This window comes from Desulfolithobacter dissulfuricans (assembly GCF_025998535.1).
Lineage (GTDB): Bacteria > Desulfobacterota > Desulfobulbia > Desulfobulbales > Desulfobulbaceae > Desulfolithobacter > Desulfolithobacter dissulfuricans.
Window position 1 is genome coordinate 574668 of the sequence record NZ_AP024233.1, and the last position, 25874, is coordinate 600541.

At 60.5% G+C, this 25874-nt stretch carries 24 protein-coding genes and 1 pseudogene; 11 read left to right on the plus strand and 14 right to left on the minus strand.

The window, feature by feature from the left end; genetic code table 11:
- The first annotated feature begins 69 nt into the window (after positions 1-69).
- Positions 70-963: a phosphate/phosphite/phosphonate ABC transporter substrate-binding protein gene (locus GF1_RS02395; protein ID WP_267928033.1), complete on the plus strand. Its 894-nt coding sequence runs from the start codon at positions 70-72 to the stop codon at positions 961-963.
- 104 nt (positions 964-1067) lie between these two features.
- On the opposite strand, the gene GF1_RS02400 is transcribed toward GF1_RS02395, so the two are convergent.
- The 3 genes from GF1_RS02400 to GF1_RS02410 are packed head-to-tail and all read right to left on the minus strand — an operon-like array spanning position 1068 to position 3447.
- Positions 1068-1604, minus strand: a complete 537-nt coding sequence (locus GF1_RS02400; protein WP_267928034.1) for a hypothetical protein — start codon at positions 1602-1604, stop codon at positions 1068-1070.
- Positions 1604-2167 (minus strand): penicillin-binding transpeptidase domain-containing protein, encoded by a 564-nt coding sequence (locus GF1_RS02405; RefSeq protein WP_267929095.1) that lies wholly within the window; start codon positions 2165-2167, stop codon positions 1604-1606. Before GF1_RS02405 ends, GF1_RS02400 begins: the two co-directional genes overlap by 1 nt.
- Entirely contained in the window at positions 2101-3447 is a 1347-nt protein-coding gene (locus GF1_RS02410) for a transglycosylase domain-containing protein (RefSeq protein ID WP_267928035.1), read from the minus strand. The genes GF1_RS02405 and GF1_RS02410 overlap by 67 nt, the downstream gene beginning before the upstream one ends.
- Before the next feature lie 237 nt (positions 3448-3684).
- On the opposite strand from GF1_RS02410, the gene mutL reads away from it, so the two are divergent.
- The 4 genes from mutL (at position 3685) to GF1_RS02430 (ending at position 7572) form a co-directional block, all read left to right on the plus strand.
- Positions 3685-5028, plus strand: coding sequence for a DNA mismatch repair endonuclease MutL (gene mutL / locus GF1_RS02415; protein WP_267928036.1), 1344 nt, complete (start codon positions 3685-3687; stop codon positions 5026-5028).
- 40 nt (positions 5029-5068) lie between these two features.
- Positions 5069-5551, plus strand: a complete 483-nt coding sequence (locus GF1_RS02420; protein ID WP_326491615.1) for a DNA mismatch repair MutL family protein — start codon at positions 5069-5071, stop codon at positions 5549-5551.
- A gap of 159 nt (positions 5552-5710) precedes the next feature.
- Positions 5711-6457 (plus strand): N-acyl homoserine lactonase family protein, encoded by a 747-nt coding sequence (locus GF1_RS02425; protein WP_267928038.1) that lies wholly within the window; start codon positions 5711-5713, stop codon positions 6455-6457.
- A 35-nt stretch (positions 6458-6492) separates the two neighbouring features.
- Entirely contained in the window at positions 6493-7572 is a 1080-nt protein-coding gene (locus GF1_RS02430; protein WP_267928039.1) for a sensor histidine kinase, read from the plus strand.
- Here GF1_RS02430 and GF1_RS02435 read toward each other — a convergent pair.
- The 9 genes and pseudogenes from GF1_RS02435 to GF1_RS02475 all read right to left on the minus strand — a co-directional run bounded on the left by GF1_RS02435 (position 7557) and on the right by GF1_RS02475 (position 18502).
- A complete protein-coding gene (locus GF1_RS02435) occupies positions 7557-9134 on the minus strand; it encodes a glycerol-3-phosphate dehydrogenase/oxidase (RefSeq protein ID WP_267928040.1) in 1578 nt (525 codons plus the stop codon). The genes GF1_RS02430 and GF1_RS02435 overlap by 16 nt on opposite strands.
- Complete coding sequence (locus tag GF1_RS02440) at positions 9131-9979, minus strand: glycerophosphodiester phosphodiesterase (RefSeq protein WP_267928041.1); 849 nt, start codon at positions 9977-9979, stop codon at positions 9131-9133. Before GF1_RS02440 ends, GF1_RS02435 begins: the two co-directional genes overlap by 4 nt.
- Position 9980: 1 nt before the next feature.
- Positions 9981-10835 carry an ABC transporter permease gene (locus GF1_RS02445; RefSeq protein WP_267928042.1) on the minus strand — a complete coding sequence of 285 codons (855 nt, stop codon included), beginning with the start codon at positions 10833-10835 and terminating at the stop codon, positions 9981-9983.
- A pseudogene (locus GF1_RS02450) lies at positions 10832-11688 on the minus strand (ABC transporter permease). Before GF1_RS02450 ends, GF1_RS02445 begins: the two are co-directional and overlap by 4 nt.
- Before the next feature lie 6 nt (positions 11689-11694).
- The gene (locus GF1_RS02455) at positions 11695-12768 is read right to left on the minus strand and encodes an ABC transporter ATP-binding protein (RefSeq protein WP_267928044.1); all 1074 of its coding nucleotides are present in this window, start codon (positions 12766-12768) and stop codon (positions 11695-11697) included.
- A gap of 86 nt (positions 12769-12854) precedes the next feature.
- Positions 12855-13913 (minus strand): extracellular solute-binding protein, encoded by a 1059-nt coding sequence (locus GF1_RS02460; protein WP_267928045.1) that lies wholly within the window; start codon positions 13911-13913, stop codon positions 12855-12857.
- A 404-nt stretch (positions 13914-14317) separates the two neighbouring features.
- Complete coding sequence (eutB, locus tag GF1_RS02465; RefSeq protein ID WP_267928046.1) at positions 14318-16570, minus strand: ethanolamine ammonia-lyase subunit EutB; 2253 nt, start codon at positions 16568-16570, stop codon at positions 14318-14320.
- A 455-nt stretch (positions 16571-17025) separates the two neighbouring features.
- Entirely contained in the window at positions 17026-17790 is a 765-nt protein-coding gene (locus GF1_RS02470) for a DeoR/GlpR family DNA-binding transcription regulator (RefSeq protein ID WP_267928047.1), read from the minus strand.
- A gap of 46 nt (positions 17791-17836) precedes the next feature.
- Positions 17837-18502, minus strand: a complete 666-nt coding sequence (locus GF1_RS02475; protein WP_267928048.1) for a hypothetical protein — start codon at positions 18500-18502, stop codon at positions 17837-17839.
- A 259-nt stretch (positions 18503-18761) separates the two neighbouring features.
- On the opposite strand from GF1_RS02475, the gene GF1_RS02480 reads away from it, so the two are divergent.
- The 6 genes from GF1_RS02480 (at position 18762) to asd (ending at position 24126) form a co-directional block, all read left to right on the plus strand.
- Positions 18762-19157, plus strand: coding sequence for a histidinol dehydrogenase (locus tag GF1_RS02480; protein WP_267928049.1), 396 nt, complete (start codon positions 18762-18764; stop codon positions 19155-19157).
- Complete coding sequence (gene hisD, locus GF1_RS02485; RefSeq protein ID WP_267928050.1) at positions 19154-20029, plus strand: histidinol dehydrogenase; 876 nt, start codon at positions 19154-19156, stop codon at positions 20027-20029. The genes GF1_RS02480 and hisD overlap by 4 nt, the downstream gene beginning before the upstream one ends.
- A 3-nt stretch (positions 20030-20032) precedes the next feature.
- Complete coding sequence (gene rsmG / locus GF1_RS02490; RefSeq protein WP_267928051.1) at positions 20033-20701, plus strand: 16S rRNA (guanine(527)-N(7))-methyltransferase RsmG; 669 nt, start codon at positions 20033-20035, stop codon at positions 20699-20701.
- A 176-nt stretch (positions 20702-20877) separates the two neighbouring features.
- Complete coding sequence (leuB, locus tag GF1_RS02495) at positions 20878-21963, plus strand: 3-isopropylmalate dehydrogenase (RefSeq protein ID WP_267928052.1); 1086 nt, start codon at positions 20878-20880, stop codon at positions 21961-21963.
- A gap of 3 nt (positions 21964-21966) precedes the next feature.
- Positions 21967-22890, plus strand: coding sequence for a ribose-phosphate diphosphokinase (gene prs / locus GF1_RS02500; RefSeq protein ID WP_267928053.1), 924 nt, complete (start codon positions 21967-21969; stop codon positions 22888-22890).
- A gap of 117 nt (positions 22891-23007) precedes the next feature.
- Complete coding sequence (asd, locus tag GF1_RS02505; protein WP_267928054.1) at positions 23008-24126, plus strand: aspartate-semialdehyde dehydrogenase; 1119 nt, start codon at positions 23008-23010, stop codon at positions 24124-24126.
- A 63-nt stretch (positions 24127-24189) separates the two neighbouring features.
- On the opposite strand, the gene GF1_RS02510 is transcribed toward asd, so the two are convergent.
- Positions 24190-25530 carry a diguanylate cyclase domain-containing protein gene (locus tag GF1_RS02510; protein WP_267928055.1) on the minus strand — a complete coding sequence of 447 codons (1341 nt, stop codon included), beginning with the start codon at positions 25528-25530 and terminating at the stop codon, positions 24190-24192.
- Positions 25527-25856 carry a PAS domain-containing protein gene (locus GF1_RS02515; RefSeq protein WP_267928056.1) on the minus strand — a complete coding sequence of 110 codons (330 nt, stop codon included), beginning with the start codon at positions 25854-25856 and terminating at the stop codon, positions 25527-25529. The genes GF1_RS02510 and GF1_RS02515 overlap by 4 nt, the downstream gene beginning before the upstream one ends.
- Between the last annotated feature and the right edge of the window lie 18 nt (positions 25857-25874).

Below are 25874 nucleotides of genomic sequence, written 5' to 3' on the forward strand. Positions count from 1 at the left end.
TTAGCGCTTTTGAGAGAATTTAGCCATGCAGGCAAGCTGTTTTTAAAGACCAATCATGGAGGTGGGTGTATGCCAAGGAAACTGACGTTTTTTGCAGTGATGGTGTGTTTGTTTTTCGCAACGCTCTGTCAGGCGGGCGAAGTGGTGAAAATCGGGGTACTGGCAAAAAACGGACCGGCAAAGGCCCTGAAGAAGTGGGCGGCGACAGGGGAGTATCTCACCGCCAAGGTCAGCGGCAAGACCTTTGAGATCGTGCCGCTCGATTTTGATAGGGTATTCCCGGCCGTGGCATCCGGCGAGGTGGATTTTTTCCTGGTCAACTCTTCCATGTTTGTCACCGCCAAGGTCAAATTCGGGGCCGAACCCATCCTGACCATGATCAATTCCCGCCAGGGCAGGGCTCTCACCTCCTTTGGCGGCGTTATCTTTACCAATGCCTATAACGACGCGGTAAATACGCTGGGCGATATCAAGGGGAAGAAGTTCATGGCGGTAAAAAAATCTTCATTCGGTGGCTGGCAGATGGCCTACAAGGAGCTCCTGGACGCTGGTATCGATCCCCTCAAGGATTTCGCCTCGGTGGAGTTCGGCAACAAGCATGATAACGTGGTTTTCGCGGTCCAGAACGAAATCGTCGAGGTGGGCACCGTGCGGACCGATACCCTGGAGCGTCTTGCCGCTTCCGGAGCCATTGCCATGGAGGATTTCAAGATCATCGCCAAAAAGAATTATCCGGATTTCCCTTTTGTCTGTTCCACGAAACTTTATCCCGAGTGGCCGCTGGCCAGGACAGCCGGAACCGACGCCGCCCTCACGGCCCAGGTCGTGGCCGCCCTCAAGGAGTTGAAACCCGAGGACAAGGCAGCCAAGGCCGCGAAAATTGTCGGCTGGACCGATCCGCTGGATTATTCAGGGGTGGAAGAGCTGCAGAAAGTTCTTGGCGTGGGAGCCTACGAGAAATAACAGCAGACGCGGGCTGCTCCGGGCAGCAGTTCCACAGATACAACACGGCTCTCGCAGGCCGGTCGGGATCTCTCCCGGCCGGCCTGTTTCATTTCAGGCGCCCTTCAGTTGGGGCCCATGGTGACAAGCAGCCGGATCAGTTCACCTTCCAGCTCGGTCTGGCGGGTGAGCAGGCTGCCCGCCCGTCGTTCCAGTTCCGCCAGCTCTACCGCAGAGCCGCTCTCCTGGATATGGCTGCAGTTGTAGTTGAGGCAGAACATGGGCTTGATCGGCAGGATGCAGCCCCCGGGACCGAGAAAACAGCAGCTTGTTTCATCCCCTGAGAATGTGTGGATCTGGGTGCCGCCCAGGAGATTGATGAGCAGGAGGATGGTGTCGGTGTTGGCCGCCATGTAGGCGCTGCAGCAGCCGCCATCCGGCCGGGCACCGCAATGGGCGCACCGGCTGCCCATGTCCATGGCCGCCATCTGGGAGCGCAGCTCGTCGAGGAGGCGGTCCAGGTCTGCCAGACCCTCCCGGATGCCGGGAACGGCCAGCAGGGTGGATCCATAGGCCCCGTACAAGGTTTGGGCGCGCTGCAGTTTATCGGTCACCGAACCGGAGAAGAACAGGTCCAGGGGCTGGGAGTGGGGCGTAGACATCAGGGATTCCTCTTCTGTTGCATGAATGTTTTCCATACAGGGGCCGCCGCCCGACCACCGGTTTCGCCCCGCCCAAGGGAACTCGACCGGTCATGGCCGAGCCAGACCCCGGCTGTGACGTCTTCGGTGTAGCCGATGAACCAGGCATCCATGTTACGGTCCGAGGTCCCCGTCTTGCCGGCTGCTCCGGGAATGCCCCGGGCCAGGCGTCCGGTTCCCCGGTTGATGACCTCCTGGAGAATGGCAGTCATGGTCCGGGCCGTATCCGGACGGATCACCTTGTGTGGACTGGTCTTTTTCCAGGGCACAGAGTGGCCGAAGCGGTCCTGTATCCTGGTGATGGCAAAGGGCTCATGATAGATCCCCTGGCTGGGGAAAATGGTATAGGCCCCGGTCATTTCCAGCAGCGAGACCGGGGAGGCGCCCAGGGCAAGTGTCAGCTCCGGATGCAGGGTACTGGTTATCCCTGCCCGTCTGGCCAGCTCAACAACCGGCTTTACGCCGATTTTACGCAGCAGCTTGATGGTAACGATGTTGCGTGAATGGATGAGGGCTTCGCGCAGGGTTGTGGGCCCGTGCCAGGTATTGCTGTAGTTCTTCGGCGCCCAGACCGAGCCGTCCCGGTTGCGGATGACAAGGGGGCGTCGTTGAGTTGCAGGTCCGGGGAGATCCCGCGCTCAAAGGCCGCGGCATAGACCAGGGGCTTGAAGACCGAGCCTGGCTGGCGGTTGGCCAGCACCGCCCGGTTGTAGGGGCTTTTATCATAGTCGGTCCCGCCGACCATGGCCAGGATACGGCCGGTCCGGTTATCCAGGGCCACCAGGGCTCCCTGGGGCGGCTGCGGGGTCTGTTCCCGTTGCCAGACCGCTTCGCTGCCGGCGCGGATGGCCCGGACGGCCCGCTCCTGCAGTTCGCTGTCCAGGGTGGTCCAGACCGTCAGCCCGGCCCGGTAGAGCTCCTCGCGGCCATAAAGTTGTTCCAGTCGGGATCGGACATAGTCGGTGAAATACCCGTTCATGGTCCGCCGCGCCTTGGAGGCGGGCTGGAAAGTGATCTTCTCATTAAAGGCCCGGCGTGCCTCTTCGGCACTGATCAGCCCGTCCTCGGCCATTCGGTTGAGGACGTAGCGCTGCCTGGCCCTGGCCCGGGAAAAATGTTTCAGCGGTGAGTAGCGGCTCGGGGCCTGGGGCAGTCCGGCCAGCAGGGCCATCTCGCCAAGGCGCAGTCTGCTGGCTGGTTTGCCGAAATAGGTGCGGCTGGCCGCCTCCACTCCATAGGCCCCTTCACCTAGATAGATTTCGTTGAGGTACAGGGTCAGTATTTCCTGTTTGGAGAGCATCCGGTCCAGCCGATAGGCCAGGATCGCCTCGGTAACCTTGCGGAAATAACTTTTTTCCCGCGAGAGCATGAGCGAGCGGGTGACCTGCTGGGTGATGGTGGAGCCCCCCTGGCTCCGACGACCGGAACGGAGGTTGTTGATAAAGGCGCGGGCAATGGACCAGACGTCGAGCCCGCCATGCTGCCAGTAGCGGCTGTCCTCGGCCGCGACAAAGGCCTGGGGCAGGAGGGGGGGCATCTGGTCCCATGTCAGGACGATACGGTTCTCCCGGTAGATGGCGTCCACCGGTCTGCCGTGGCGATCGAGCAGCGTGGTGGTGACCAGGGGTCGGTAATCATCCACCGTGCGGATATCCGGGATGTCCAGGGAAAGAAACCAGGCCAGGGCAAAGCCCACAAGCAAGGTGACCAGGCCGCAGGTACCCATGAGAAAAAAGATGATGTGGGTATGGTCCCAGACCGGTCGCCGCGCCGGACGTTTGCTTGTTTTTTTTTGTCTTTTCACCAGGTGCTGCAAGAATTAGGGTTGTCAGTGGGAAGATGAAGTCTCATATTGTATATTGGCAAATAACGCAAGCAGTGAATGGAGGGAGAGTTCTCGTCACGCACCGGCATCCTGTCCGGCCCGGATCAGGCCGTCTTCTCGACAGGAAATCGTCTGTCAGCTGCAGTCCTCTCGAGTCAGGTGTAGGGTGCAACCGCGCCTGGCTTGGCAACAGTTAACTTGAATCTGGCAATCCCCTTGTCCCGCATACGTATTCTTTCCGAACAGTTAGCAAATCAGATCGCCGCCGGGGAGGTGGTGGAACGGCCGGCCTCGGTGGTCAAGGAGCTGGTGGAAAACAGCCTGGATGCCGGTGGTTCCAGGATCCAGGTCCAGGTGGAGGGCAGCGGCACCCGGCTGATCCGGGTGGTGGATGACGGAATCGGCATGGACAGTGATGATGTTTTACTCTGCCTGGAGCGGCATGCCACCTCCAAGCTTTTCAGCGAAGACCAGCTGGCGGCCATCGCCACCCTGGGGTTTCGAGGCGAGGCCCTGCCCAGTATAGGTTCGGTGTCCAGGATGACGATTCTCTCGCGGCCGCGGACAGCGGACATGGGAACCCGGGCCGAGATGCGCTACGGGATCCTGCACGCCATCCACGAGGATGGCTGCCGCCAGGGGACGGTCATCGAGGTTCGCGGCCTGTTTGGCAATGTGCCGGCCCGGAGGAAATTTCTCAAGTCAGCCCGGACCGAACTGTATCACATCGAAGAGGTCCTGCGCGACCAGGCCCTGGCTCATCCCGGGGTGGGCTTTGTTCTCCAGGTCGAAGGCCGGACTGTCCTGGACCTGCAGCCGGGGGAGGACCTGGAGACCCGGGTACGACAGATCTACCAGGTCCAGGATCAGCTGCTGCCGGTATCCTTCCAGGAAAATACTGGTCTTGGCCTGGAGCTTGAGGGGTATCTGCTGGAGTCGGGTACCAGCCAGTCCCGGGTCCGCAGATTGCGCATCCTGGTCAATAACCGTCCGGTGCAGGACCGTATGCTCCTCCACGGTGTGCGCGAGGGCATGCGGGAATCTCTCATGACCGGCCAGCAGCCGGCCGGGGTCCTGCTGCTGCACCTGCCTCCGGATCAGGTGGACGTGAACGTCCATCCGGCAAAGCGGGAGATTCGTTTCCGCCGCAGCCAGGAGGTGCACCGGCTGCTGGTCAGAGGTATCAGGGAGGCCGTGGCCCGCTTCCAGGATGAGTTCCGGTCCCATCTCTTTGCTGTTCCTGACCTTCGAGCGCCCGCCGGAGCTGCTCCTGCTACCGATGACCAGCCTGTCCAGCGATCCCTTGGTGGAGTGTGGCGGCCATCCTCCGCCCCGGCCCGGAACCAGGCGGCCACCGGGGAGATACCTTGTGAATCGACCCCTGAGACGTACCCGCCTCCCGGTCCTCCCCCGGTCCAGCCCGACCAGCCCCCGGTCTCCGTGCGCCTGGCGGAGCCGGACCCGGACGCAGCAACCCGGGGAGCAGGGGGCAGGCCCTGGATGGGCTGCAGGTCATCGGCCAGCTCTTTGATCTTTACCTGCTCTGCCAGCGGGGGATGAGCTGGTCCTGATCGACCAGCACGCGGCCCATGAGCGGATTATCTATCAGCAGTTGCGCCGCGGATTTCTAAACCGCGCCATTCCCAGTCAGAGTCTTATGTTTCCGGTTCCGGTGGAGCTGGGACCCGAACAGGCCGAGACCATGGAGCGGGCCGGTGACGCTCTCCAGGCCCTGGGTTTTGTGGTGGAACCCTTTGGTGATGCCACCTGGGTGATCCAGGCCCTGCCGGCCCAGCTCGGCCATCTCGATCCTGCGAAGATGCTCCATGAGGTCCTGGACGAACTGCGTCTTGCCGGGGAGGACACTCCAGGGGTCGTTCTGTCGCCGCAGATGGAAAAACTCCTGGCCTCCATGGCCTGCAAGGCCGCGGTCAAGGCGGGTAACCGGCTCCAGGATCGCGAGATGGAGGAGCTGCTTCACCAGATGGAGAGCGCGGATTTTTTTTCCCACTGTCCGCACGGCCGACCGGTGATAAAGCAGATACCCCGGCGCGAGATAGAAAAATGGTTCCGGCGACTTTAACACCCATGCAGGCTCCCACGGCCTGCGCAACGAAATATGAAAGCTGTTGTCCCTCTGGAGGATGGAACGAGACTTTCATATAAAAGATAACAGCCAGACCGGGTGGCCGTGGAGCGGTGCCGGTCTGTTTATTCGGTTTTCAGCGTAAGGAGAAGAGTCATGAGCAGCTACATCATCCACCCCATCGTCATGGGAACCAAGATTTTTGACAAGGGTATGATGACCTATCAGCACGACTACGGGACCCCGTATACCATCCCTATTTACTGCTGGTACCTGGAAGGGGGGGACCGCACCATCCTGATTGATACCGGCGAGATGCATCCGGTGCAGTCCGAGGACCGGGAAAAGGCCATCGGCGGCAAAATCCATACCTTCGAGGAGGGGTTGGCCCGCCATGGCCTCACCCCGGCGGATATCGACATGGTCATCCATACCCATCTCCATGCCGATCACTGTGAAAATGACTATAAATGTGAAAATGCCCGGTTCTTTATCCATGAAAAGGAGCTGGAAACCATCGAAAATCCCCATCCTCTGGATTACCGCTATGTGGAGGATTTCATTTTCGAGATCCGCGACCGGGAGCAGATCGAAGTGGTCCGCGCCGATGGGGAACTGGTTCCCGGGATTTCGGTCCTCCATACCCCGGCCCATACCCCGGGCGGCATGACTGTCTTTGTGGACACGCCCCGGGGTCGGGTCGCCATCACCGGATTCTGCGTGATCCGTGAGAACTTTGAGCCGCCGGTCCAGATCCGGGCCATGGAAATGGAGGTGATTCCACCGGGTACCAGCGTCAACACGTATGAGGCCTACGATATCCTGGTCAAGGTCCGGGACATGGCCGACTATGTTATTCCACTGCATGAACCTGAGTTTGCCTCCGGGGAGGCGATTTCCTGAAACGGCAAGCAAAGAGGAGAGGGGGAGAAAAGGTAATGATCAGCAGGGATGAACTGTACGATCTCGTTATCAGCGGGCTGCCGGTCGCCCTGTTTGTGGTCGATGGTGATTTTGCAATTATCGAGTTCAACGTGGCGGCGGAAAAACTGACCGGCTGGAAACGTGAGGAAGTCCTGGGCCGGCCCTGTTTCGAGATCCTGGGTTCGAGTCTCTGTCGGTCCAGCTGTCCCCTGCGGGAAAGCGAGAAAACCGGGAAACCCTGTCTGGGCCGGGAAGCGGTACTCCATACCCGAAACGGCAAGAGAATGCCGATATTTTTTTCCAGCTCGGCCATGCTCGATGATCAGGGACGGATGAAGGCGGGTATCGAGGTGTTTCGGGATGCGACCGAGATAAAAAAGCTCGAAGCCCAGAAAAAGAACCTCATCTCACTCTTTACCCATGACCTCAAGGCCCCGGTGGCCATTGTCGGTGGCTTTGTCGATCGCCTGCTGCAGGAAAAGGCCGGGCCGCTGACCGACAAGCAGGGTGAGTATCTGCGGGCCATCCGCAAGGAGATATCCCGCCTGGAAAACTATATCCATTCCTTTCTGGACATCAGCCGCATTGAGGCCGGCCAGGTCGAGCTGCAGCTCGAGGAGCAGCCCATCGGTCCGCTGCTTACGGAGATCGTCCAGGGGTTCCGGGTGCCGGCTGCCGATAAAAAAATCCATATCTCTCTGGATATACAGGATAACCTGCCGCCCGTAAAGGTGGATTCCCTCCAGTTTACCCGGGTCATTTCCAACCTGCTCGATAACGCCATCAAGTACTCGGCCCCGGGCAAGGAGGTCCGGGTCAGCGCCCGGGAAGAGGGCGAAGACCTGGTCATCGAGATTCAGGACCAGGGCCCGGGTATCGCCCCGGATCAGCAGGAGCATATCTTCGACGCCTTCTACCGCATCCCGGGAACTCGGAAAAAGGCCGGCGGCAGTGGCCTTGGCCTGGCCGCGGTCCGGGCCATCATGGAGGCCCATGGCGGCCGGGCCTGGGTGGAGAGCAAGGAGGGTGAGGGAAGCCGCTTCAAGGTAGCGGTGCCCAAACAGGCCCCGCCCTGTGTTCAGTCTTCCAGGTAATAGCCCCGGGCAAGGTCGGTAAACGTTTCCACCTGCTCTTTTTGCCAGTTTGCATCCCGTTCCAGTTCCATGGCCAGGATGCGGGCCACCTCCGGCGCCATGTCGATGGCGGCCCTGGCATCAAGGAACAGGGCCCGTTGCCGCCTTGCCAGGATATCTTCCACTGTCCGGGCCATTTCATAGCGGGCCGACCAAGTGACCTCGATGGCGGTGTAGGGTAGCCGGGCATGGAGTTTCCGGCCCAGTTCCGGGTGTTCCGAGACAATGTCACGCATATAGTCGGCGTCCGAGCCGTAGTAGTAGAGTGGGTCGTGGTAATCCACATTGGACAGCCATCCGTGGATGGGCATGTTCTCGGTCAGGCATTTCCTGCTTTCCAGGCCGCCGACCATGGCGGCCTTGTCCACGGTGTCCTGGGCCATCTTGCGGTAGGTGGTCCACTTGCCGCCGGTGATTGTTACCAGGCCGGAGATGGAGACCCGCAGGTGGTGGTTGCGGGAGATCTCCTTTGTGGCCGTGGCGTCGCTGCCCTCCCTGGGAGCGGCCAGGGGACGCAGCCCGGCGAAGATGGAGAGGATATCGCACCGCTGCGGCTCCCGGGTCAGGTATTTCTTGGCCGTGGACAGGATAAAATCGACTTCTTCTTCCAGGGCCCGCGGTTCCAGGGAGCACTCCTCCAGAGGCGTATCGGTGGTGCCGACCACCACCCGTTCGTGCCACGGGACGGCAAAGAGGACCCGGCCGTCCGAAGTTTTCGGGATCATGATCGCCGAATCCCCCCTGAGAAATTCCTTGTCCAGGATGATATGGACTCCCTGGCTGGGGCGGACAAGGCGCGGCGCCCCGGGGTCGTCCATGTGCATGATCTCATCGACAAACACCCCGGTGGCATTGACCACGCTGCGGCCTTGCAGCCGGTAGGTGTCGCCGTTCTCCTGGTCCACGGCCTCCACTCCGCAGACAAGACCATCATCGTTTTTCAACAGCCCGGTAACTCGCATGTAGTTGACCACTACCCCGCCATGTTCGGCACAGGTCTGGGCGATGTTGATGGCGAGGCGCGAGTCGTCGAACTGGCCGTCGTAATAGATGACCCCACCGCGCAGCCCCTCGGTCTTCAGGTTGGGGATGGCACGCAGGACCTCCTCGCGCGACAGGGACTGGGAGGGGCCCAGGCCCAGCTTGCCGGCCATCATGTCATAGACCTTCATGCCCACGGTGTAGAAGGGACCGTCCCACCAGTCGTAGTTGGGGATGATGAACGACTGGTTCTTGACCAGGTGGGGAGCGTTCCGGCGCATGAGTCCCCGCTCGTGAAGGGCCTCGAGTACCAGGGAGATGTCGCCCTGGGCCAGGTAGCGGACCCCGCCGTGGACCAGCTTGGTGGATCGGCTCGAGGTTCCCTTGGTGAAGTCGGATTGCTCCAGCAGCAGGGTGCGGTACCCTCTCGAGGCGGCGTCCAGGGCCGTGCCGAGACCGGTGGCCCCGCCGCCGATGACGATGATGTCCCAGGGGGTGTCGCCCTGTTCGTGGATGGTTTTCAGCATGCGTTCGCGTTTCATGGATAACTCCTGTACACGGTCGTGCCTGTAAGGCGTTGCGGCCAGTCGGTGATGACTCCGACCCCGGCCTGGAGTAGTTCTCCGGCCCGGGTCATGTCGTTTACGGTCCAGCAGTTGACCCGCACTCCCACCCGGCGCAGTTCATGGACCAACTCCAGGTCCAGGAGTTGTACGGATGGGTGGTAGGCGGCGGCTGAGAGGTCCTTGAGATAGTGGATCAGGTCCGGGGGATGTTTCTTCTCGACCAGCACCCCGAGGGCCAGGGTTGAGCTCAGGCTGCGGGCCCGTCGGAGGTATTCGTGGCGGAAGGAGGAGAGCAGGACCAGATCCATGGTCCCGGTTTCTTCGAGCATGGCCAGGACCCGGTCCACAACCAGGGTGTCCCCGGGCGGGGTGCCGAGATCCTTGAGTTCCAGGTTGACCGGAAAACGGTGTCTGGCCGTGAAGGACAGTATCTCGCCAAGCAGGGGAATCTTCTGTCCCCTGATCCTGTCTTTCTCCTCCTCTTCCACCTCGCCCGACGCCACGGTGCAATACGGATCGGTCTCCAGGAACCAGGACCCGGCGTCCAACTCCCGGAGTTCGGCAACAGTGAACCGCTCCGTATGCCAGGGGCGGCGGTCCTTGAAGTGGGAATGGCTGGCCACATCGGTGGTCCGCTCCAGGGTGTCATCGTGGAAGATGATCGGTTCACCTTCCCTGCTGACCCGCACATCGGTCTCCCAGGCGTGGGCACCGCAGTCCCTGGCCTTCTCCAGGGCCAGAAGGGTGTTTTCCGGGGCAATGGACCGGGCTCCACGGTGGCCGCAGACAAAACCGGTCTCGGGCAGGTGGTCAAAAAACAAGTCAGACCTCTTTTTTGCTGAAATAGAGGTTCAAAAGAGCCAGGCAGGATGTACCGGTGATAAGTAGCAGCGAGATGGCGTTGATCACCGGGGTGGACCCGTCCCGCACCTGCAGGTACAGGTTGATGGGCAGGGTCGGTTCCGAGCCGATCAGGAAGAGCGTGGTGTTGAAGTTCTCAAAACTCATCAGAAAGGCCACGGCCGCCGCGCCGATGATGGCCGGCCGCAGGTAGCGCAGGGTGATGAGGCGGATGGCTTCCAGCCGGGTGGCGCCGAGGATCATGGCCGCCTCTTCCAGGGAGCGGTCGAATTTACGCAGCCGGGCCGAGACCACCAGGGCCACAAAGGTGGTGATGAACGAGAACTGGCCGAGCACCACCAGCCAGAAACTGGGACGGAACAGGCCGATATCCAGGCCAAAGGTGTTCTCGAAAAAGGTTCCGGCAGTGTTGGCGGCCAGAAGGAGTGAAATGCCCAGGATAACCCCGGGGATGACCAGTGGCGCCAGCATCAGAAAGTAGAGCCCGTTTTTGAAGGGGAACTCCTCCTGTTCAAAGAGAAAGGCGGTGCAGGTACCCACCGTGGTGCTGAACAGGGAGACCCAGAAGGCGGTCTTGAAGCTGACCCAGATGGAACGGAGGTTCTGCTCGTCATGGAAGATGCCGATCCGTTCCGGCCCGGGCGAGGTGAACCAGTCCAGGGTGAAGCCGTACCAGGGCAGGGACGGAAAATCCGAGTCATTGAAGGCCAGGACGCAGGTTACGGCCAGCGGCGCGAACAGAAAGATGAAATAGCAGATGACAAAGAGATGAAATGACCAGGTATAGGCCCTGGAATTGGGCAGCGAACGTATCATGTGGCCACCTCTCCGAGTTTTTGTCTGGTCAGCTTGAGGCCGGTCCAGATAATGGCAGAGCTGAGGATCAGGAGCAGGAAACCAAAGGCGGCGCCCTGGTTCCAGTTGAAGCTGGCAATGAACTGGTTGTAGATCTGCTCGGTGAACCAGAGCGAGTTCTTGCCCCCATGAGGTTGGGTGTCAGGTAGTTGCCGAGCGCCAGCATGAACACCACGATGGCGCCCGAGGTGATGCCTGGTTTGCAGTGGGGAATGATGATGGTGCTAAGTATTGCGAATTTGGAGGCCTCCAGATCATAGGCGGCCTCGATCAGGGAATCGTCCAGGCTCTCCATCACCGAGATGAGCGGCACCACCATGAACAGCATGGAGGTATAGACCAGCCCCATGATCATGGTCACGTCGTTGTAGAGCATTTCCACCGGCTGGTCGATGAGTCCCGTTTTCAGGAGAAAATAGTTAAACACCCCGGATTCCCGCAGCAGGATCATCCAGCCGTACACCCGGACCAGTTCGCTGACCCAGAAGGGCAGGAGCAGGAGCACGGTGAGAAAACCCCGGGTCCGGGGTCGGGCCAGCTTGGCGATGTAGAAGGAGACCGGCAGGGCCAGGACAAAGGTACAGAGCGTGGTGATAATGGCGTAGAGCGCGGTACGGACAAAGGTGCGCCAGTAGATGGGTTCGGTGAAGAAATTTTTGTAGTTCTGCAGGGTCCAGACCGGGTCGCCCAGGTCGCTTTCACCCCTGAAGCTCATCAGGAGAAGATCGATGTGCGGCAAAACGATCAGGAGAAAAAGCCACATGAGGACCGGGGCCAGAAAGAGCCAGAAAGTCAGACGGTATCCGTTACGCATGGTTTTTTATGCCTCAAAGCAGAGTCCCGAGTCCGGATGCCAGCCGAGCGTGATGGTGTCGCCGGGCTGAATATAGTCGAACTGCCGGTTTTGCGGCAGGCTGACCAGCAGCTCGTGGCCTCCCGGGGTCACGGTCAGCAGCCGGCTGTTGGCCCCATCGAAGAGAATGGTCTTGACGGTGACCTGGAAGGTGTTGAGCTCCCCGGTCTGCTCGGGTTCGATGCGCAGAGCCTCGGGCCGGAGGAAGAGATTGACCCGGGTGGAGGTGGGGTAGGTCTCGTGGCTCCTGGCCCGGAAGAGAAACCCCTCCTCGGTGCGGATGGAGACGTGGTTGTTCACCTCGACCACCTCGCCGGACCAGCGGTTGTTGTCGCCGACAAACTGGGCCACAAAAGGGGTGCGCGGATCGCCGTACAGCTCCCGCGGCGGCCCCACCTGCTCGAATCTGCCCTTGTTCATCACCGCGATGGTATCCGACATGACCAGGGCCTCGGACTGGTCGTGGGTGATATAGATAAAGGTCGTTCCAACCTTGGCCTGCAGTTTCTTGAGCTCCACTTTCATCTGTTCCCGGAGCTTGAGGTCCAGGGCGCCCAGGGGCTCGTCCAGCAGCAGAACCGAGGGCTCCATGACCAGGCAGCGGGCAATGGCCACCCGCTGTTTCTGCCCTCCTGAGAGCTGGTTGATCCGTTTGGTTCCGAAACCGGGCAGGCCGACGCTCTCGAGAATGGCCTCGGTCCGCCGGGAGATCTCTGCTGCGTTCATGCCGCGGCGCTTGAGGCCAAAACCGATGTTTTCAGCCACGCTCATCATGGGAAAGAGCGCCAGGTGCTGGAAGACCAGGTTGACCGGTCGTTTGTTGGGCGGCACTCCGCGCATGTCATTGCCCCGGATGGCGATGGTCCCCGAGGTGGGCTCGTCAAAGCCGGCCACCATTCGCAGCAGTGTGGTCTTGCCGCAGCCGGACGGCCCGAGGATGGAGAAGAACGAGCCCTGCTCCACGTCAAAGGTGACATCGTCCACCGCGACAAAGTCGCCGAATTTTTTTACAAGGTTACGGACAGAGAGATCGTTGGCCATGGTCTGGAAACCGCTGTCGTCATTATGGGGAGACGGATTTCCCCGGTCCGCATTGGACCGGGGAAATCCGCAGGTCTGGAATGGGACTATTTGGCTGCCTTGATCTTGTCAAGAATTTTGCCTTCCATGACTTCGAGCTTGGCCGGAACCGGCGGATACCACTTGATGTTGTCGATGGTCTCCTTGGGGAAGCAGCGCTCGAAGTTGGCGGCCACATCAGCGGCCACGTAGGCGTTGGCTCCCTGGGAAGCGGTGGCCACCTTCTCCTGGCTGGTGAAGTAGCCGGCGTTTTCAGGCCGCATCATGAAGTTGATCCACTTGTAGGCCGCGTCCACGTTCTTGGCCTTGGCCGGGATGGCAAAGGTGTCGATCCAGCCCAGCGCTCCGCTCTTGGGGGCCCGGAAGTCGATGGCCGGGTTTTCCGCATGCAGTTTCCAGCCACCGTTGTCCCACGCCATGGCCACATAGACCTCGCCCGAGCGCATGGACTCCAGCAGGGCGTCGCCGTTGGCCCAGTAGTTCTTGACCAGAGGTTTGGCCTTGATCAGGGTCTCGGCCACCTTGTCGAGCATGGCCTTGTAGGCCGCTGGATCGGAGTAGAGCTCAAAGGGATTGTATCCCAGGGCAAAGCCCATGGCGATCAGGGTCGGCCTCTTGAGCCGGTAGCTGATGCGGCCCTTGTACTTGGGATCGATGAGTGCGTTCCAGTCGTCGGCGTCCGGGGCCTTGTCGGAGTTGACGATCAATCCCGAGGTGCCCCAGCAGAAAGGAACCGCGTAGGAGTCGTTCTTGACCCGGGTGTTTTTTTTCACCGCCTCGAGCATGGAGGGGATGAACAGTTCGCTCTTGATTTTCGAGTAGTCCAGGGGCTGGTAGATCCTGTACTTGGCCTGGACCGAGGAGATACGGTCCTGGCTCGGCTGGGCCAGGTCAAAGCCGGCGCCCCGGGTGGCCCGGAGTTTGGCGATCATCTCCTCGTTGTTGGAATAGGTTGCCTCGACCTTGATGCCGGTTTCCTTTTCAAATTTTTCCACCAGGGCCTTGGGCGCGTACCCTTTCCAGGTGAGAATCTTGAGGGTTTCCGCCTGGGCCGCGGTGGCCAGAAAGAAACAGCAAAGGGCCGTGAGCAGAGTGAGTTTTTTCATCGTTCTTCCTCCTGATTGGCAGTTTTGTTATTCGAAAATCACCCCGGGGCCTGGTGTTGTCAGGGTGAGTTTCATGGTTCGAAGTCTTCGCTATCTGTTGTGGCTGGACAGTGCCGAAATCCGGAGTCTCCCTTCGGTCGCTTACCCGGAGTCTCCCTTCGGTCGCTTACCTGGTCCAGCCATGCTGGTTTATCTACATCTAAATTCAACCTGAGTCAGGTTATACTTTCACGGACCGGGCATACCCGCGCGCCGTTCCGTATGAAAAGCTCTACACTATTCCCCCTGTGTTAGAAAGAGATTAAGATTGCAGTTTCAGTTAAAAAATACTGTTTATTTGTAGCCGTATTTTATAACTGGTTGAGTTTTCTTAAGAGTCGTGGCCGGGGAGGACAGAGTCGGCTTCAGTTCCTTCTGCCCAGGCTGTCTGAGAATCGGCTGGCCTGCCGGTCCACGGTTCCCGGATTCTTTCCGGTTCCGGTCATCTCCCCCAGGATGGTCACGGTTTCCCTGGCCGCGTCTGCCGGATGGAGGGCGGTGTCGGAAATGCCGCTGATGACGCGGACGATATCGTGGTTGACGTCGCCCCTGGTCCAGCGCGCCGCCTCTGGGGCGGCTATGTAGACCGAGTAGTTGTGGTGCCCTGAGCCGGGCCGCTCGCCGATGACATGGACCAGGGCCCGGTGGGCCTGGGGATCGCTCCCGCCAAAGAGCAGCGAGCCGATGGCATATCCCGCCCGGACCCTGCCGTAACGGAGTACGAGCAGCTCCTCGGACAGGGTGAACCCGGCCCTGGCAAGCTCGTCCGCCAGGGTTTCCAGGTAGGGCTGGAGATGCCCCTCGTCGGTTATGGCCAGGGCGTTCAGTCCGTCCGAGATCACGACCTGGACATCCGGAATATCCTCGAGCCAACCGTCGCACAGTTGTTGGAGCCGGGCCACCGAGGTGGAGCTCAGCTGTTCGCCATGGAACGGGTGGTCGATGTAGTCGGCCCGGTCCACGGCCAGGGTGGAGAGCGGAGTCGCTTCAAGTCGGAGGATGAATTCGGGTGGTATCTCCGCCCACAGGGCCTCCTTGGCGGTGTGGTAAAAGTTTCGGATATAGGCGTCGATCTCCGGGGCCAGATCCCAGCGGTTGGTTCCATGACCCACGGCCAGCGGCACGCCGCGGCTGCGGATCCGGCGCATGGCCTCACGGCCTTCCTGGAAGATCGCCTCCCGGCTCCGGAGGTCGCCCCGGGCCAGCTGATACTGGTAGTAGACCCAGAGGGGATCGCCGAAATGGACTGTGGCTCTGCCGTCCTCGTCAAAGATACCGATGCGTTTGAAAAAATCCCACATCGCATCGTTGACCCGGAGCCCATGTCTTTCCCGCAGCCGGACATGGTCCTGGAAGCCCGTGGTCAGGTAGCTGAGCATGGGGTCGTTCCGGGTCGGCAGGGCCATCAGGTAGGCCGGGCAGGCCCGGATAATCTCATCCTGGGCTGCTTCGAGATCATCGAGGCTGATATCCATGTGCAGGGTGGCGCAGATATCCAGGCCGGTGGTCAGGCCGTGGAGTTTACCCATGACAGTGTCCTCGATGCAGGCCCGCACCAGCTGGTCTTTGGTCCTGAACACCTCGGGACCGATGAAGCCGCCCACATCATTGACATGGATCCACGGCCGACGGCCGGTGGTGGCGCTGATCTCCTGGCCCAGGGCCCGGACGAAGCCGTATTTCCGTGCTTCGTGGAGGACCATGTCAAAGCCCTTGTCCATGCCGTTGGTCCCGTCGGCTCCCTGGCCGGTTTCCAGGTAGAGGCCGTAGCGGCCGGTCCGCCTTGCACCATAGCCGAGCATCTTGTCCACCGAGATGTCAAAGATCCGGTTGGCGTCATCGACCCCGGCCAGGCTCTGGAACCAGATGGCGGTGGAGCCCGGGACCTGTTCCTCCAGGGCGGCCTGCTTGTCGATGTGGGCCAGCACGCACCAGGGCAGGTGTTCTGTCAGGCCAAAGACCTCCACCACCTCGCGCAGGGTCTGTTCCACTGCCAGGATATTGTCCAGGGAGTCGGAAACCGGGTTGGTGCCGAGCAGGAGGTCGCCCACCCCGTAGCTCCAGCCGTCCAGAACCTGCCAGAGGATGTCTTCGGGGTTGTCGGTGGGGGAGTTGGGCTGGATCCGGGCTCCGAGGTAGCCCCGGGCGCCCAGGTTGGAGCCGGGCAGGGGATTGAAGATCTTTGCGCCCACCCGGCAGAGTTCGCCGTTGGTCATCAGCCGGACCACCAGGCCGATCAGATCGCTGGTCAACCCGGGGAGCACCTCTTGTATCTCCTCTTCGGGTTGCTCCAGGAGGAAATCCTTCAGCTCGCCCAGGGTCCATGAGGCTATCAGGTCAAATTGCGTCCGGTCCGTGGTCCGCCAGATGAGCTGCTGCAGTTCGTCGACAAAGACGGGACGGAAATGCAGGTCACGGATCAGGGTCTGGCTGAGCAACTGCCGGGCCCGGGTCCGGGTGGTGTCGTTGTCCGAGGCCAACCCCCGGGAGGCGTCCCCGTCCTTGAAGTCATTGGCCGCTCCCAGCAGCCTGGCATACATCCCGTTGTCAAAACAACCGTTGATTCGGTTGATATAGGAGAACAGGTCCTCTCCAGGATGTATTTCCGCGATGATCACTGTGACACCTCCGCCTGACAATGGCATCCTGGCCGGGCCAGCGGCCCGGATTCTGGTTCTATGGAGGTCTGATGGGACGGGATTACGGAACGCCGAATCACCATTTGCCGGGATGAACGGAAGAAAAAAGGTGGCAGGCCGCACAATCCAGGACCGGGAATAACCTGGCCTGTCCTGTGCAATATCGCTGGAGGGAGAAAAAAGCGAAACAGCTGGTCATGCTGGGCTCGAAGGTGAGTGGAAACCTTCTGCGGTTGCTGTGCCGGATTGTGGATCATGCCGCCTGCCAGAGGAAACTGATCGTCTGTGTCCGAGGGATTCCCGGAGGATGTGACCGGTATGGCCGGGCCCTGGATACCGGGTCCCGGTCAGCGGCCGACCGCTTTCACTTTTGATCTTCTCGCAAGGTATACGAAAAGAGTTTTGCTTTCAAGTGAAAACTGCAGGGGTCTGCTTCAGGAGGTTATCTCTACGTGCACTTCATTTTCAAGGCAGATTTTTTGAAGTGGTTCCGGCAGGTCACTGTCGGTGACCAGGGTGTTGATCTGGGAGATGTGGGCGATGCGCACCGGGGCGGAACGGGTCAGCTTCATGGAGTCGGCCACCAGGATGACGTGCCGGGCGTTCTTGATAATGGCCTGGGCCACCTTGACCTCCCGGAAGTCGTAATCGAGCAGGGAGCCGTCTTCATCGATGGCCGAGACCCCGATGACCGCGTAATCAACCTTGAACTGGTTGATGAAGTCCACCGCGGCGACCCCGACAATACCGCCGTCCGAGCGGCGCACCAGGCCGCTGGCCACGATCAGCTCAATGCCCAGGGACTGGCGCAGAATGTTGACCACGTTGATATTGTTGGTGATCACCAGGAGGCCGTGATGGTCACGGAGCGATTTGGCCACCTCTTCGGTGGTGGTTCCCAGGTTGATGAACAGGGAGCAGTTGTCGGGAATGAGCGAGGCGGCCCAGCGGCCGATGGCCTTCTTTTCCTCCCTGGCCAGGAGTCGTCGTTCTTCGTAGCCCAGGTTCTCGATACCGGAAGAGATCACGGCCCCGCCATGGGTGCGGACCAGGAGCTGGCGGTCGCAGAGGAAGTTCAGATCCTTGCGGATGGTCTGGGGAGACACCTTGAAGTGGGTGGCCAGTTCATCGACCAGGACCTCGCCCCGTTCCCGTGCTATGGCAAGAATTTCATTCTGTCGCGTTTTGAGTAGGCTCATGGAAAATCGACTGGTTGTGCTTTATCTCAAGGTGGCCACATCCGGTTCAGCTTCCGGCAATACCTTTTCCCACCCCCGCCGGGGTCAGCTTGAAGGAATCAGCGATTTCGCTCCAACTCATCTTTCTCTGCCGGTACATGGCGGCCAGACTGTCCACCGGGGCCCTGGTCAGGTGGTTCAGGGCCAGGAGCAGGACGATTTCCCGGTCGGAAAATCCCTGGTCCCGCAGCCGGGTGGTCTCTGCCAGGCTCCGGCCCAGGGTGCGGATCAGCATGAAATCGGTGATCCGGTGGACCGTGTCCGCGTCAGCGTCTTTTGCCCGGACGGTGTCGAGAATCGGGTCCGTCACCGTGGCCAGGCCGGGTGAGGAGACAATTTCTTTCCAGCTGGCTCCGTTTTTCCTGATCCCGAGCAGGAGGTCGAGGTCGGCCGGGGTCACATGGGCCATGTAGAGGCCGATGAGGAGGTCATCGGGATTGACCCCGCCGCGCATCTTCATCATCACTATCTGGCGTTTTTCAATCCCGAAGGTGGCGGCGACCAGGGAGTTGAAGGTGGTGGTGATAAGGTAGTCGTCGGCGGCGAATTTTTTCGCCGGATCAAAACTGCGGTTTTTGAAGCAGTGACAGTTTGTCGTGCTGTTGGCCGCCAGAGAGATGGATGGAAGCAGCAAAAGAAGACAACAGTACAGAGATAAAATCGAACAACGCATGGACAAATTTCCGTCTTGATGGTAACGAAACTATGCAGTGTCCGCTTAAGGGACACCGCTGACAGGGCGCAATCTACTCTATTCGGGAAAGCTCTGCAAATATATGCTTACAATGTGGTAGATATTTGCGGTTGACACGCCTGGCGGCCACATGCTACGCCTTCCCGCTTCTACAGAACAAAAAACAATTTGCTTATCTTTGCGAGGGAAAATGACTGTTTTGATTGTTGAGGCCTCGGCTGAGGCAGGTCGTGAACTGATGGTGAAGCTGCGAAACCGTTTTGTCCTGGCCGACTCCGCCTGCCGGGACACGGTCCGCGATATCCTCGAGCAGGTGCGGCGGGAAGGGGACCGGGCCGTGGTGGCCCTGACCCGGAAATTCGATGCCCCAAACCTGACCCGTGAACAGCTCCGGGTCACCGACGAAGAATATGAACAGGCCGAGCGGCTGGTGGAGCCGGAGTTCCGGGAAACCCTTTCCTTTGCCGCCGCCCGTATCCGCACCTTCCATGAGCGGGAAATGGAAGATTCCTGGCTCCTGACCCGGGACGACGGCACCATCACCGGTCGGCTGGTGCGGCCGGTGGATTCCGCCGGCCTGTACGTGCCCGGGGGCAGGGTGGCTCCACACCCCTGGTCTCATCGGTGCTCATGAATGGTATTCCAGCCGATATCGCCGGGGTGAAGAAGAAAATCATGGTTACTCCGCCGGACAGGGAGGGCCGGATCAATCCGGCCCTGCTGGTCGCGGCCCGGGAGGTGGGTATCACCGAGGTGTACAAGGCCGGTTCGGCCTGGGGCATCGGTGCCCTGGCCTTTGGCACCGAGTCCATTCCGGCGGTTGATGTCATTGTAGGGCCCGGTAACCAGTTTGTCACCGAGGCCAAGCGCCAGGTCATGGGGAGGGTGCGCATCGACATGATCGCCGGACCCAGCGAGGTGCTCATCGTGGCCGATGATTCAGCCAGGCCCGAATTCGTTGCCGCCGACATGCTGGCCCAGGCCGAGCACGACCCCCAGGCCCTGGCTCTGGTCCTGACCACCAGCAGTGAGCTGGCCCGGGAGATCGATGCGGCCCTGGAGAAACAGCTTGCCAGACTCAGCCGCCAGGATATCGCCCGCCAGTCCCTGGAAACCCGTGGCGCCATCCTGGTGACCTCTGACCTGGACGAGGCGGTGGCGCTGGCCAATGAGATCGGCATCGAGCATCTGGAACTCCAGGTGCGCGATCCCTGGCAGTGGCTGCCGAAAATCCGTCATGCCGGGGCCATCTTCCTTGGCAACTGGACCCCCGAGGCCGCTGGAGATTACGTGGCCGGACCCAACCATGTGCTGCCCACCATGGGCACGGCCCGGATTTCCTCGGCCCTTGGGGTGGAGACATTTCTCAAGAAGAGTTCCATCATCTCCTATACCCGGGAGGGGCTGCTGGCCGACAGCGAACATATCCAGCGACTGGCCGGCCTGGAAGGGCTTACGGCCCACGGAAATTCCGTGGCCGTCCGGGTGAACGACCACCGGTCCTGAGCCGTGGAAGAGCTTTTCAGGCTCGGCCTGGAAAAACTTGGTCTGGATCTTCCCGGGGAGCGGCTGGCGGATCTGGTGCGCTATGCCACCTCGCTTGATAAATGGAGCCGGAAAATCAACCTGGTGGCCCGTAACACCAGTCGTCAGGATCTGGTGGAGAAACATTTTCTCGACTCCCTGACCCTGTTGCCCCTGGTTGGTGCCGATGACACCCCGGTGCATCTGCTGGATGTGGGGAGCGGGGCCGGCTTTCCCGGCCTGGTCCTGGCCGCGGCTGACCCTGGGCTCCAGGTCACCCTGGTGGAACCACGCCGGAAAAGGGTCATCTTCCTGAACCACGTTATCCGGGAGCTTGGCCTGGGCAATGTCAGGGTCCTGGACCGGCGGCTGGAGGAGTGCGGTTTCCGACAGGACCAGTTTACCCATGTCACCAGCCGGGCCGTGGCCGCGCCGGAGGCCTTTCTCGAGATGGTTGCACCTCTGCTTGGTGCCGGGACCAGGGTGATCCTCATGCAGGGCGGTTCCGGTCTGGCGCGCTGGCAGGACCTGGGCCTGGAGGCGCGCTATCGTCTGCTCGGTGTCCATGACCTGCGCCTGCCCTTCTCCGGGGACCAGCGGCAGCTGCTGGTGGTGGAAAACAGGGCAGTGGAGGAGTCTGCTCCGGCAGGGTAACCGGGGACGGGACCACCCTCGCATCTCCGATATGGAAAAAAAAGAAGGATTCTGCTATGGTTGCGGCCGGATGCAGGAAAATCCCTGCTGGTATGTTCCGTTCAGGCCGGTCGCGTCATCGCGGCGCGGCCCAACCAGGGGGTGCCAGAAAACGTGAACAATGAACAGGTAGGATAATGACAAAAAAAATAGCAGTTCTTCCCGGTGACGGTATCGGGCCCGAGGTCATGGCCGAGGCCATCAAGGTTTTGGATGCGGCTCAGAAAAAATTCGGTTTTTCGCTGGAATATGAGTGGGCGGATGTGGGCGGTATCGCCATTGACAACCATGGCCATGCCCTGCCGGAGTCCACCCTGGCGCTCTGCGAGGCCAGTGACGCCATCCTTTTTGGTTCGGTGGGTGGGCCCAAGTGGGAGAGCCTGCCGCCGGAGCAGCAGCCCGAACGGGCCGCGCTCCTGCCGCTGCGTAAACATTTTGATCTGTTCTGCAACCTCCGTCCGGCAAAGGTATTCCCTTCTCTGGCCGCAGCATGTCCGCTGCGTCCCGACATCGTCGGCGATGGCTTTGACATCCTGGTGGTCCGTGAGCTGACTTCGGGGATCTATTTCGGTCAGCCCAAGGGCCGGGAGGGAAGCGGCCCCGACGAGAAGGCCTTTGATACCATGGTCTACAAACGGTCCGAGATCGAACGTATTGCCAGGATGGCCTTTGAAGCGGCCCGGGTTCGCGGTAAAAAGGTGACCTCGGTAGACAAGGCCAATGTCCTGACCACCATGGTCCTCTGGCGCGAGGTGGTCACCGGGGTGGCGGCCGACTATCCGGACGTGGAGCTGGGCCATATCTATGTGGACAACGCCACCATGCAGCTGGTGCGCTGGCCCCAGCAGTTCGACGTCCTGCTGTGCGGCAACATGTTTGGTGATATCATCTCCGACGAGGCCGCCATGCTCACCGGTTCCATGGGGATGCTGGCTTCGGCCAGCCTTAATGCTGACAAATTCGGCCTGTTCGAACCGGCCGGTGGTTCGGCGCCGGACATCGCCGGCCAGGGGGTAGCCAATCCCATTGCCCAGATCCTCTCGGCAGGCATGATGCTGCGCTACGGCCTGGGCCTGGAGGAGGCGGCAGAGGCCATCGAGTCGGCGGTCTCCGCAACCCTGGAGAAAAATATCATGACCGCCGATATCGCCCCGGACCGGGATAAGAGCGTAGGGACCGCGGCCATGGGTGATGCCATTGTCGCTGCCCTGGAAGAGGCGTAAATCATGACCTACCGGGACAACACAGTACTGCTTGCCAACCAGGATACCATTCCGCTGGCCCGCAAGGTGGCGGTGGAACTGCAGATGGCCCTGACCGAGATGGAACGCAGGGTGTTCGCCGACGGCGAGATCTACCACGCCTTTCCCTGTGATATCTCGGGCAAGGATGTGATCATCATCGCCGTGACCCACACCGACAGCGCCCACCAGGAGCTCCTGGACCTGATTGCAGGCTGCCGGTTCTGGAACGCCGGCACGGTGAACGTGATCATCCCTTATCTTGGATACTCGACCATGGAGCGGGCCAAGCCGGAATCGGGAGAGATCCCCAAGGGCATCACCCGGACCCGGCAGATTTTTCGGGTCCGGCCCAATTACGTGGCCTTTCTCGATCTTCATTCCGAGGCCGTGCTCCATGCCCATGCCGGTGATATCCGCACCCGTCACATCTGGACCGAGAGCCTGGCCCTGGAGAAGATACGCAAGCTTGGAGTGCAGAATTATGTCCTGGTCTCACCCGATTACGGGTTCAGTAAACGGGTCGCCCGGCTGGCTGGCAAACTGGGCTGCCCCCATACGGCGGCCAACAAGGACCGGTATGACACCGACAAGACCATTGTCAGTCAGCTCTCCAGTACGGTGAAGGGGCGGACGGCCATCATCTGCGACGACATGATCCGGACCGGTGGGTCCATGCTCCAGACCGTGGACCGGTGCTACGAGGCCGGGGCGGTGGACGTGATGGTCATGGCTACCCATCTGGTTCTGGCGGCGGATGCACAGGAAAAATTCAAGGCCCGGGGAATCCGGGTGATCGGTTCGGATACCTATCCCGGCCGGACCAGCGACGATCTCCTGGACGTCTTTTCCGTGGCGCCCCTGATTGCCCAGGAACTGACCCATTACCTGCGGATCGAGTCATGGTAGAGTGGGTGGCGAAACAGTAACGATGTCCGGCGGTTCCTGCTGGTGGCAGGGCCCGCGAGGCTTTTTTTTTAGGGCAGGTTTGCGCTGTCTGTATTTTTTCTGTTTCAGAGGAAAGCGATGTTGAAGATTGGAATTATAGGCTGGCGCGGCATGGTGGGCTCGGTGCTCATGGGCCGCATGGCCGAGGAAAACGATTTTGACGGGGCCGAATTTGTCTTTTTTTCCACCTCCCAGGCCGGCCAGGCCGGACCGGAGATAAAAGGGACCACCTATGAACTCCAGGATGCCCATGATACCGGACTGCTCCGGGAACTCGATATCATCCTTTCCTGCCAGGGCGGGGGGTATACCTCCAGGGTCTATCCCGAGCTGCGTCAGGCGGGCTGGGATGGTTACTGGATCGATGCCGCCTCCACCCTGCGGATGGAAAAGGATGCCATCATTGTCCTGGATCCGGTTAACCGGGAGGTGATCGACCGGGGACTGGCCGGTGGCATCAAAAACTATATCGGCGGTAACTGCACGGTGTCTCTGATGCTCATGGGTCTGGGCGGACTGTTTGCCCGGGGCTGGGTGGAATGGATCACCTCCATGACCTATCAGGCCGCCTCAGGGGCCGGGGCCAGGAACATGCGCGAACTGGTGAACCAGATGCGGATCATCGGCGAAAACAGTGCCAGCCTGCTCGATGATCCGGCTACCGCCATTCTGGATATCGATCGCAATGTGATCACCACCCTGCGCAGCGATCTCTTCCCCACCGAGAATTTCGGCGCTCCTCTGGCCGCCAGCCTGATACCCTGGATCGATCGGGCCATGGAAAACGGCCAGACCCGCGAGGAGTGGAAAGGGGTCAGCGAGACCAACAAGATACTCGGCCGGGAAGACAACCCCATCCCCATCGATGGCTGCTGCGTGCGGATCGGGGCCATGCGCTGTCACAGCCAGGCCTTTACCATCAAGCTGAATCGGGACGTGCCCCTGGCTGATATCGAAGAGGCCATCGAGAATCATAACGACTGGGTTTACCTGGTGGAAAATACCAAGGAGGCCACGCTCAGGGAACTGACCCCGGCCCGGGTCACCGGTACGCTGGATATTCCGGTGGGCCGTGTGCGCAAGATGAACCTGGGGCCAGAATATCTGACCGCTTTCAGCGTCGGCGACCAGCTGCTCTGGGGCGCCGCCGAACCGGTCCGCAGGATACTTGGCATCATCCGGGAGCACCTGGAATAGGGGGCAGAGCTCGGACGGATCTTTGGAAGGGGCTGTTCCGCCGACACATGGCGGGATGGTCCCTTAGTTTTTTGTCGTGGTAAAGGGTAGGTCCGGCTGGGTGATCAGCTCGTCCGGGGTGATGGAGCAGTATCTGTTTTTTCCCCGTTTCTTGGCCATGTACATGGCCTGGTCGGCCAGCCGGATCAGTCGGTCCGGGACCGTGCCGTGGTCGGGATAGAGGGAGATACCGATGCTGGCGCTGATCTCGACGTCGCCGTAAAGCTCGTTTAAGTGCCGGCGGGTGGCTCGGCAGATTTTGTCCGCTACCAGTCGGGCGTCCTCGATGGTGTCCAACTGCGGCAAGGCAATGATGAACTCGTCCCCTCCCCAGCGGCAGATCATGTCGGAGTCCCGCAGGCAGCGGCGCAGGACTGTGGCCAGTTCCACCAGCAGTTCGTCCCCCGCCTTGTGGCCATACCGGTCATTGATTCGCTTGAAGTTGTCCATGTCGAGAAAGAGAATACCGGTCCTGGTCTTGTTGCGAAGATCCCGGCGCAGACATTGCTGCAGCAGGTCCCGGAACAGGTGCCGGTTGGGCAGGCCGGTGAGCGGATCGTGGTAGGCCATGTAGCGCAGCTGCTCCTGGATCCGGTTGATGTCGGTGATGTCGTGGAGCGAGATCACCGCCCCAAGCAAGGCTCCCTGGTCATCGTGCATGGCCTGGCCGCTGATACGCACATCCCGCCGCCGGCCATCGGTGGTGATGATGGCCACTTCTTCATTGCGCAGAACCTCGCCCCGCATGGTCCGCAGCAGAGGGGTATTGTTCGTCGGAATGGGGGTGGTTCCATTGGCTTCGAAGAGCCGGTAGTGCCGGGTCCAGTCCGAGGGATGGCGCATGTAATTCTCTTCCAGGTTCAGGAGACGACCGGAGGCCCGGTTGAACAGGGAAAGGCGGCCCTCGGTGTCACAGGCGATGACCCCGTCCTGGATATGTTCCAGCACGGTTTCCTGGAATTTCTGCTGGCGCATGATCTTGTGTTCCGCCTGCTTCAGGGGGGTGATGTCATGGAAATACCAGACCCGGCCCAGATACTCCCTGTCGTTGTAGACCGGAAAGGAGTGGCGATAGAAGACCCGGCCATCCTTGAGTTCTACCTCGTCGGTGCTCGACTCTTCCCGGTGTTCGTAGAGATACATCACCTTTTCTATGAAACTGTCCGGCTCCTTGAGCTGTTCCAGTACCAGTTTGAGGCTGGTCTTTTCATCCCTGGACTCCTGGATATGCTTTGGTATTCGCCACATGGAGAGAAAGGCCCGGTTGAAGGAGAGCATCTCCATGTTATCGTTGACCAGCAGGATACCGGCCGGATTGTTTTCATACTGAGCTTCCAGAATCCGGTGTTTCAGGCAGGGCGTCACACAGTATTGCTGCTGGAGCTCCGCGGCTCAAACAGGGTCAGCAGCCTGCTGTCCGCCATCCGGGAAGCCTTGATCGTGTACGAGGTGGTCAGGTTGCCGGTGTCGATTTGTCCCTGCCACCAGGCCGGCGTTTCTTCGCGGACGGCTCCCAGGAAATCGAGAAAACCATTTTTGTCTTCGGCACGGAAATAGTCCCGCAGTCGGCAGCCCTGCAACTCGGCCGCCGGTCGGCCAAGAATGTTTTCGGCCTGCTGGTTTGCCTTGAGTATGGTGCTGTTTGTGTCGAGCAGAAAACCGGCGCTGGGCAAGTGGTGGAAAAGGTCCACGGCTCGGAATTTCCAATG

Coding starts and splice junctions, on each gene's coding strand:
- GF1_RS02395 (WP_267928033.1), top strand. CDS start 70: ATGCCAAGGAAACTGACGTTTTTTGCAGTGATGGTGTGTTTGTTTTTC.
- GF1_RS02400 (WP_267928034.1), bottom strand. CDS start 1,604: ATGTCTACGCCCCACTCCCAGCCCCTGGACCTGTTCTTCTCCGGTTCG.
- GF1_RS02425 (WP_267928038.1), top strand. CDS start 5,711: ATGAGCAGCTACATCATCCACCCCATCGTCATGGGAACCAAGATTTTT.
- GF1_RS02430 (WP_267928039.1), top strand. CDS start 6,493: ATGATCAGCAGGGATGAACTGTACGATCTCGTTATCAGCGGGCTGCCG.
- GF1_RS02435 (WP_267928040.1), bottom strand. CDS start 9,134: ATGAAACGCGAACGCATGCTGAAAACCATCCACGAACAGGGCGACACC.
- GF1_RS02445 (WP_267928042.1), bottom strand. CDS start 10,835: ATGATACGTTCGCTGCCCAATTCCAGGGCCTATACCTGGTCATTTCAT.
- GF1_RS02455 (WP_267928044.1), bottom strand. CDS start 12,768: ATGGCCAACGATCTCTCTGTCCGTAACCTTGTAAAAAAATTCGGCGAC.
- GF1_RS02460 (WP_267928045.1), bottom strand. CDS start 13,913: ATGAAAAAACTCACTCTGCTCACGGCCCTTTGCTGTTTCTTTCTGGCC.
- GF1_RS02470 (WP_267928047.1), bottom strand. CDS start 17,790: ATGAGCCTACTCAAAACGCGACAGAATGAAATTCTTGCCATAGCACGG.
- GF1_RS02475 (WP_267928048.1), bottom strand. CDS start 18,502: ATGCGTTGTTCGATTTTATCTCTGTACTGTTGTCTTCTTTTGCTGCTT.
- GF1_RS02480 (WP_267928049.1), top strand. CDS start 18,762: ATGGTGAAGCTGCGAAACCGTTTTGTCCTGGCCGACTCCGCCTGCCGG.
- hisD (WP_267928050.1), top strand. CDS start 19,154: ATGAATGGTATTCCAGCCGATATCGCCGGGGTGAAGAAGAAAATCATG.
- leuB (WP_267928052.1), top strand. CDS start 20,878: ATGACAAAAAAAATAGCAGTTCTTCCCGGTGACGGTATCGGGCCCGAG.
- prs (WP_267928053.1), top strand. CDS start 21,967: ATGACCTACCGGGACAACACAGTACTGCTTGCCAACCAGGATACCATT.
- asd (WP_267928054.1), top strand. CDS start 23,008: ATGTTGAAGATTGGAATTATAGGCTGGCGCGGCATGGTGGGCTCGGTG.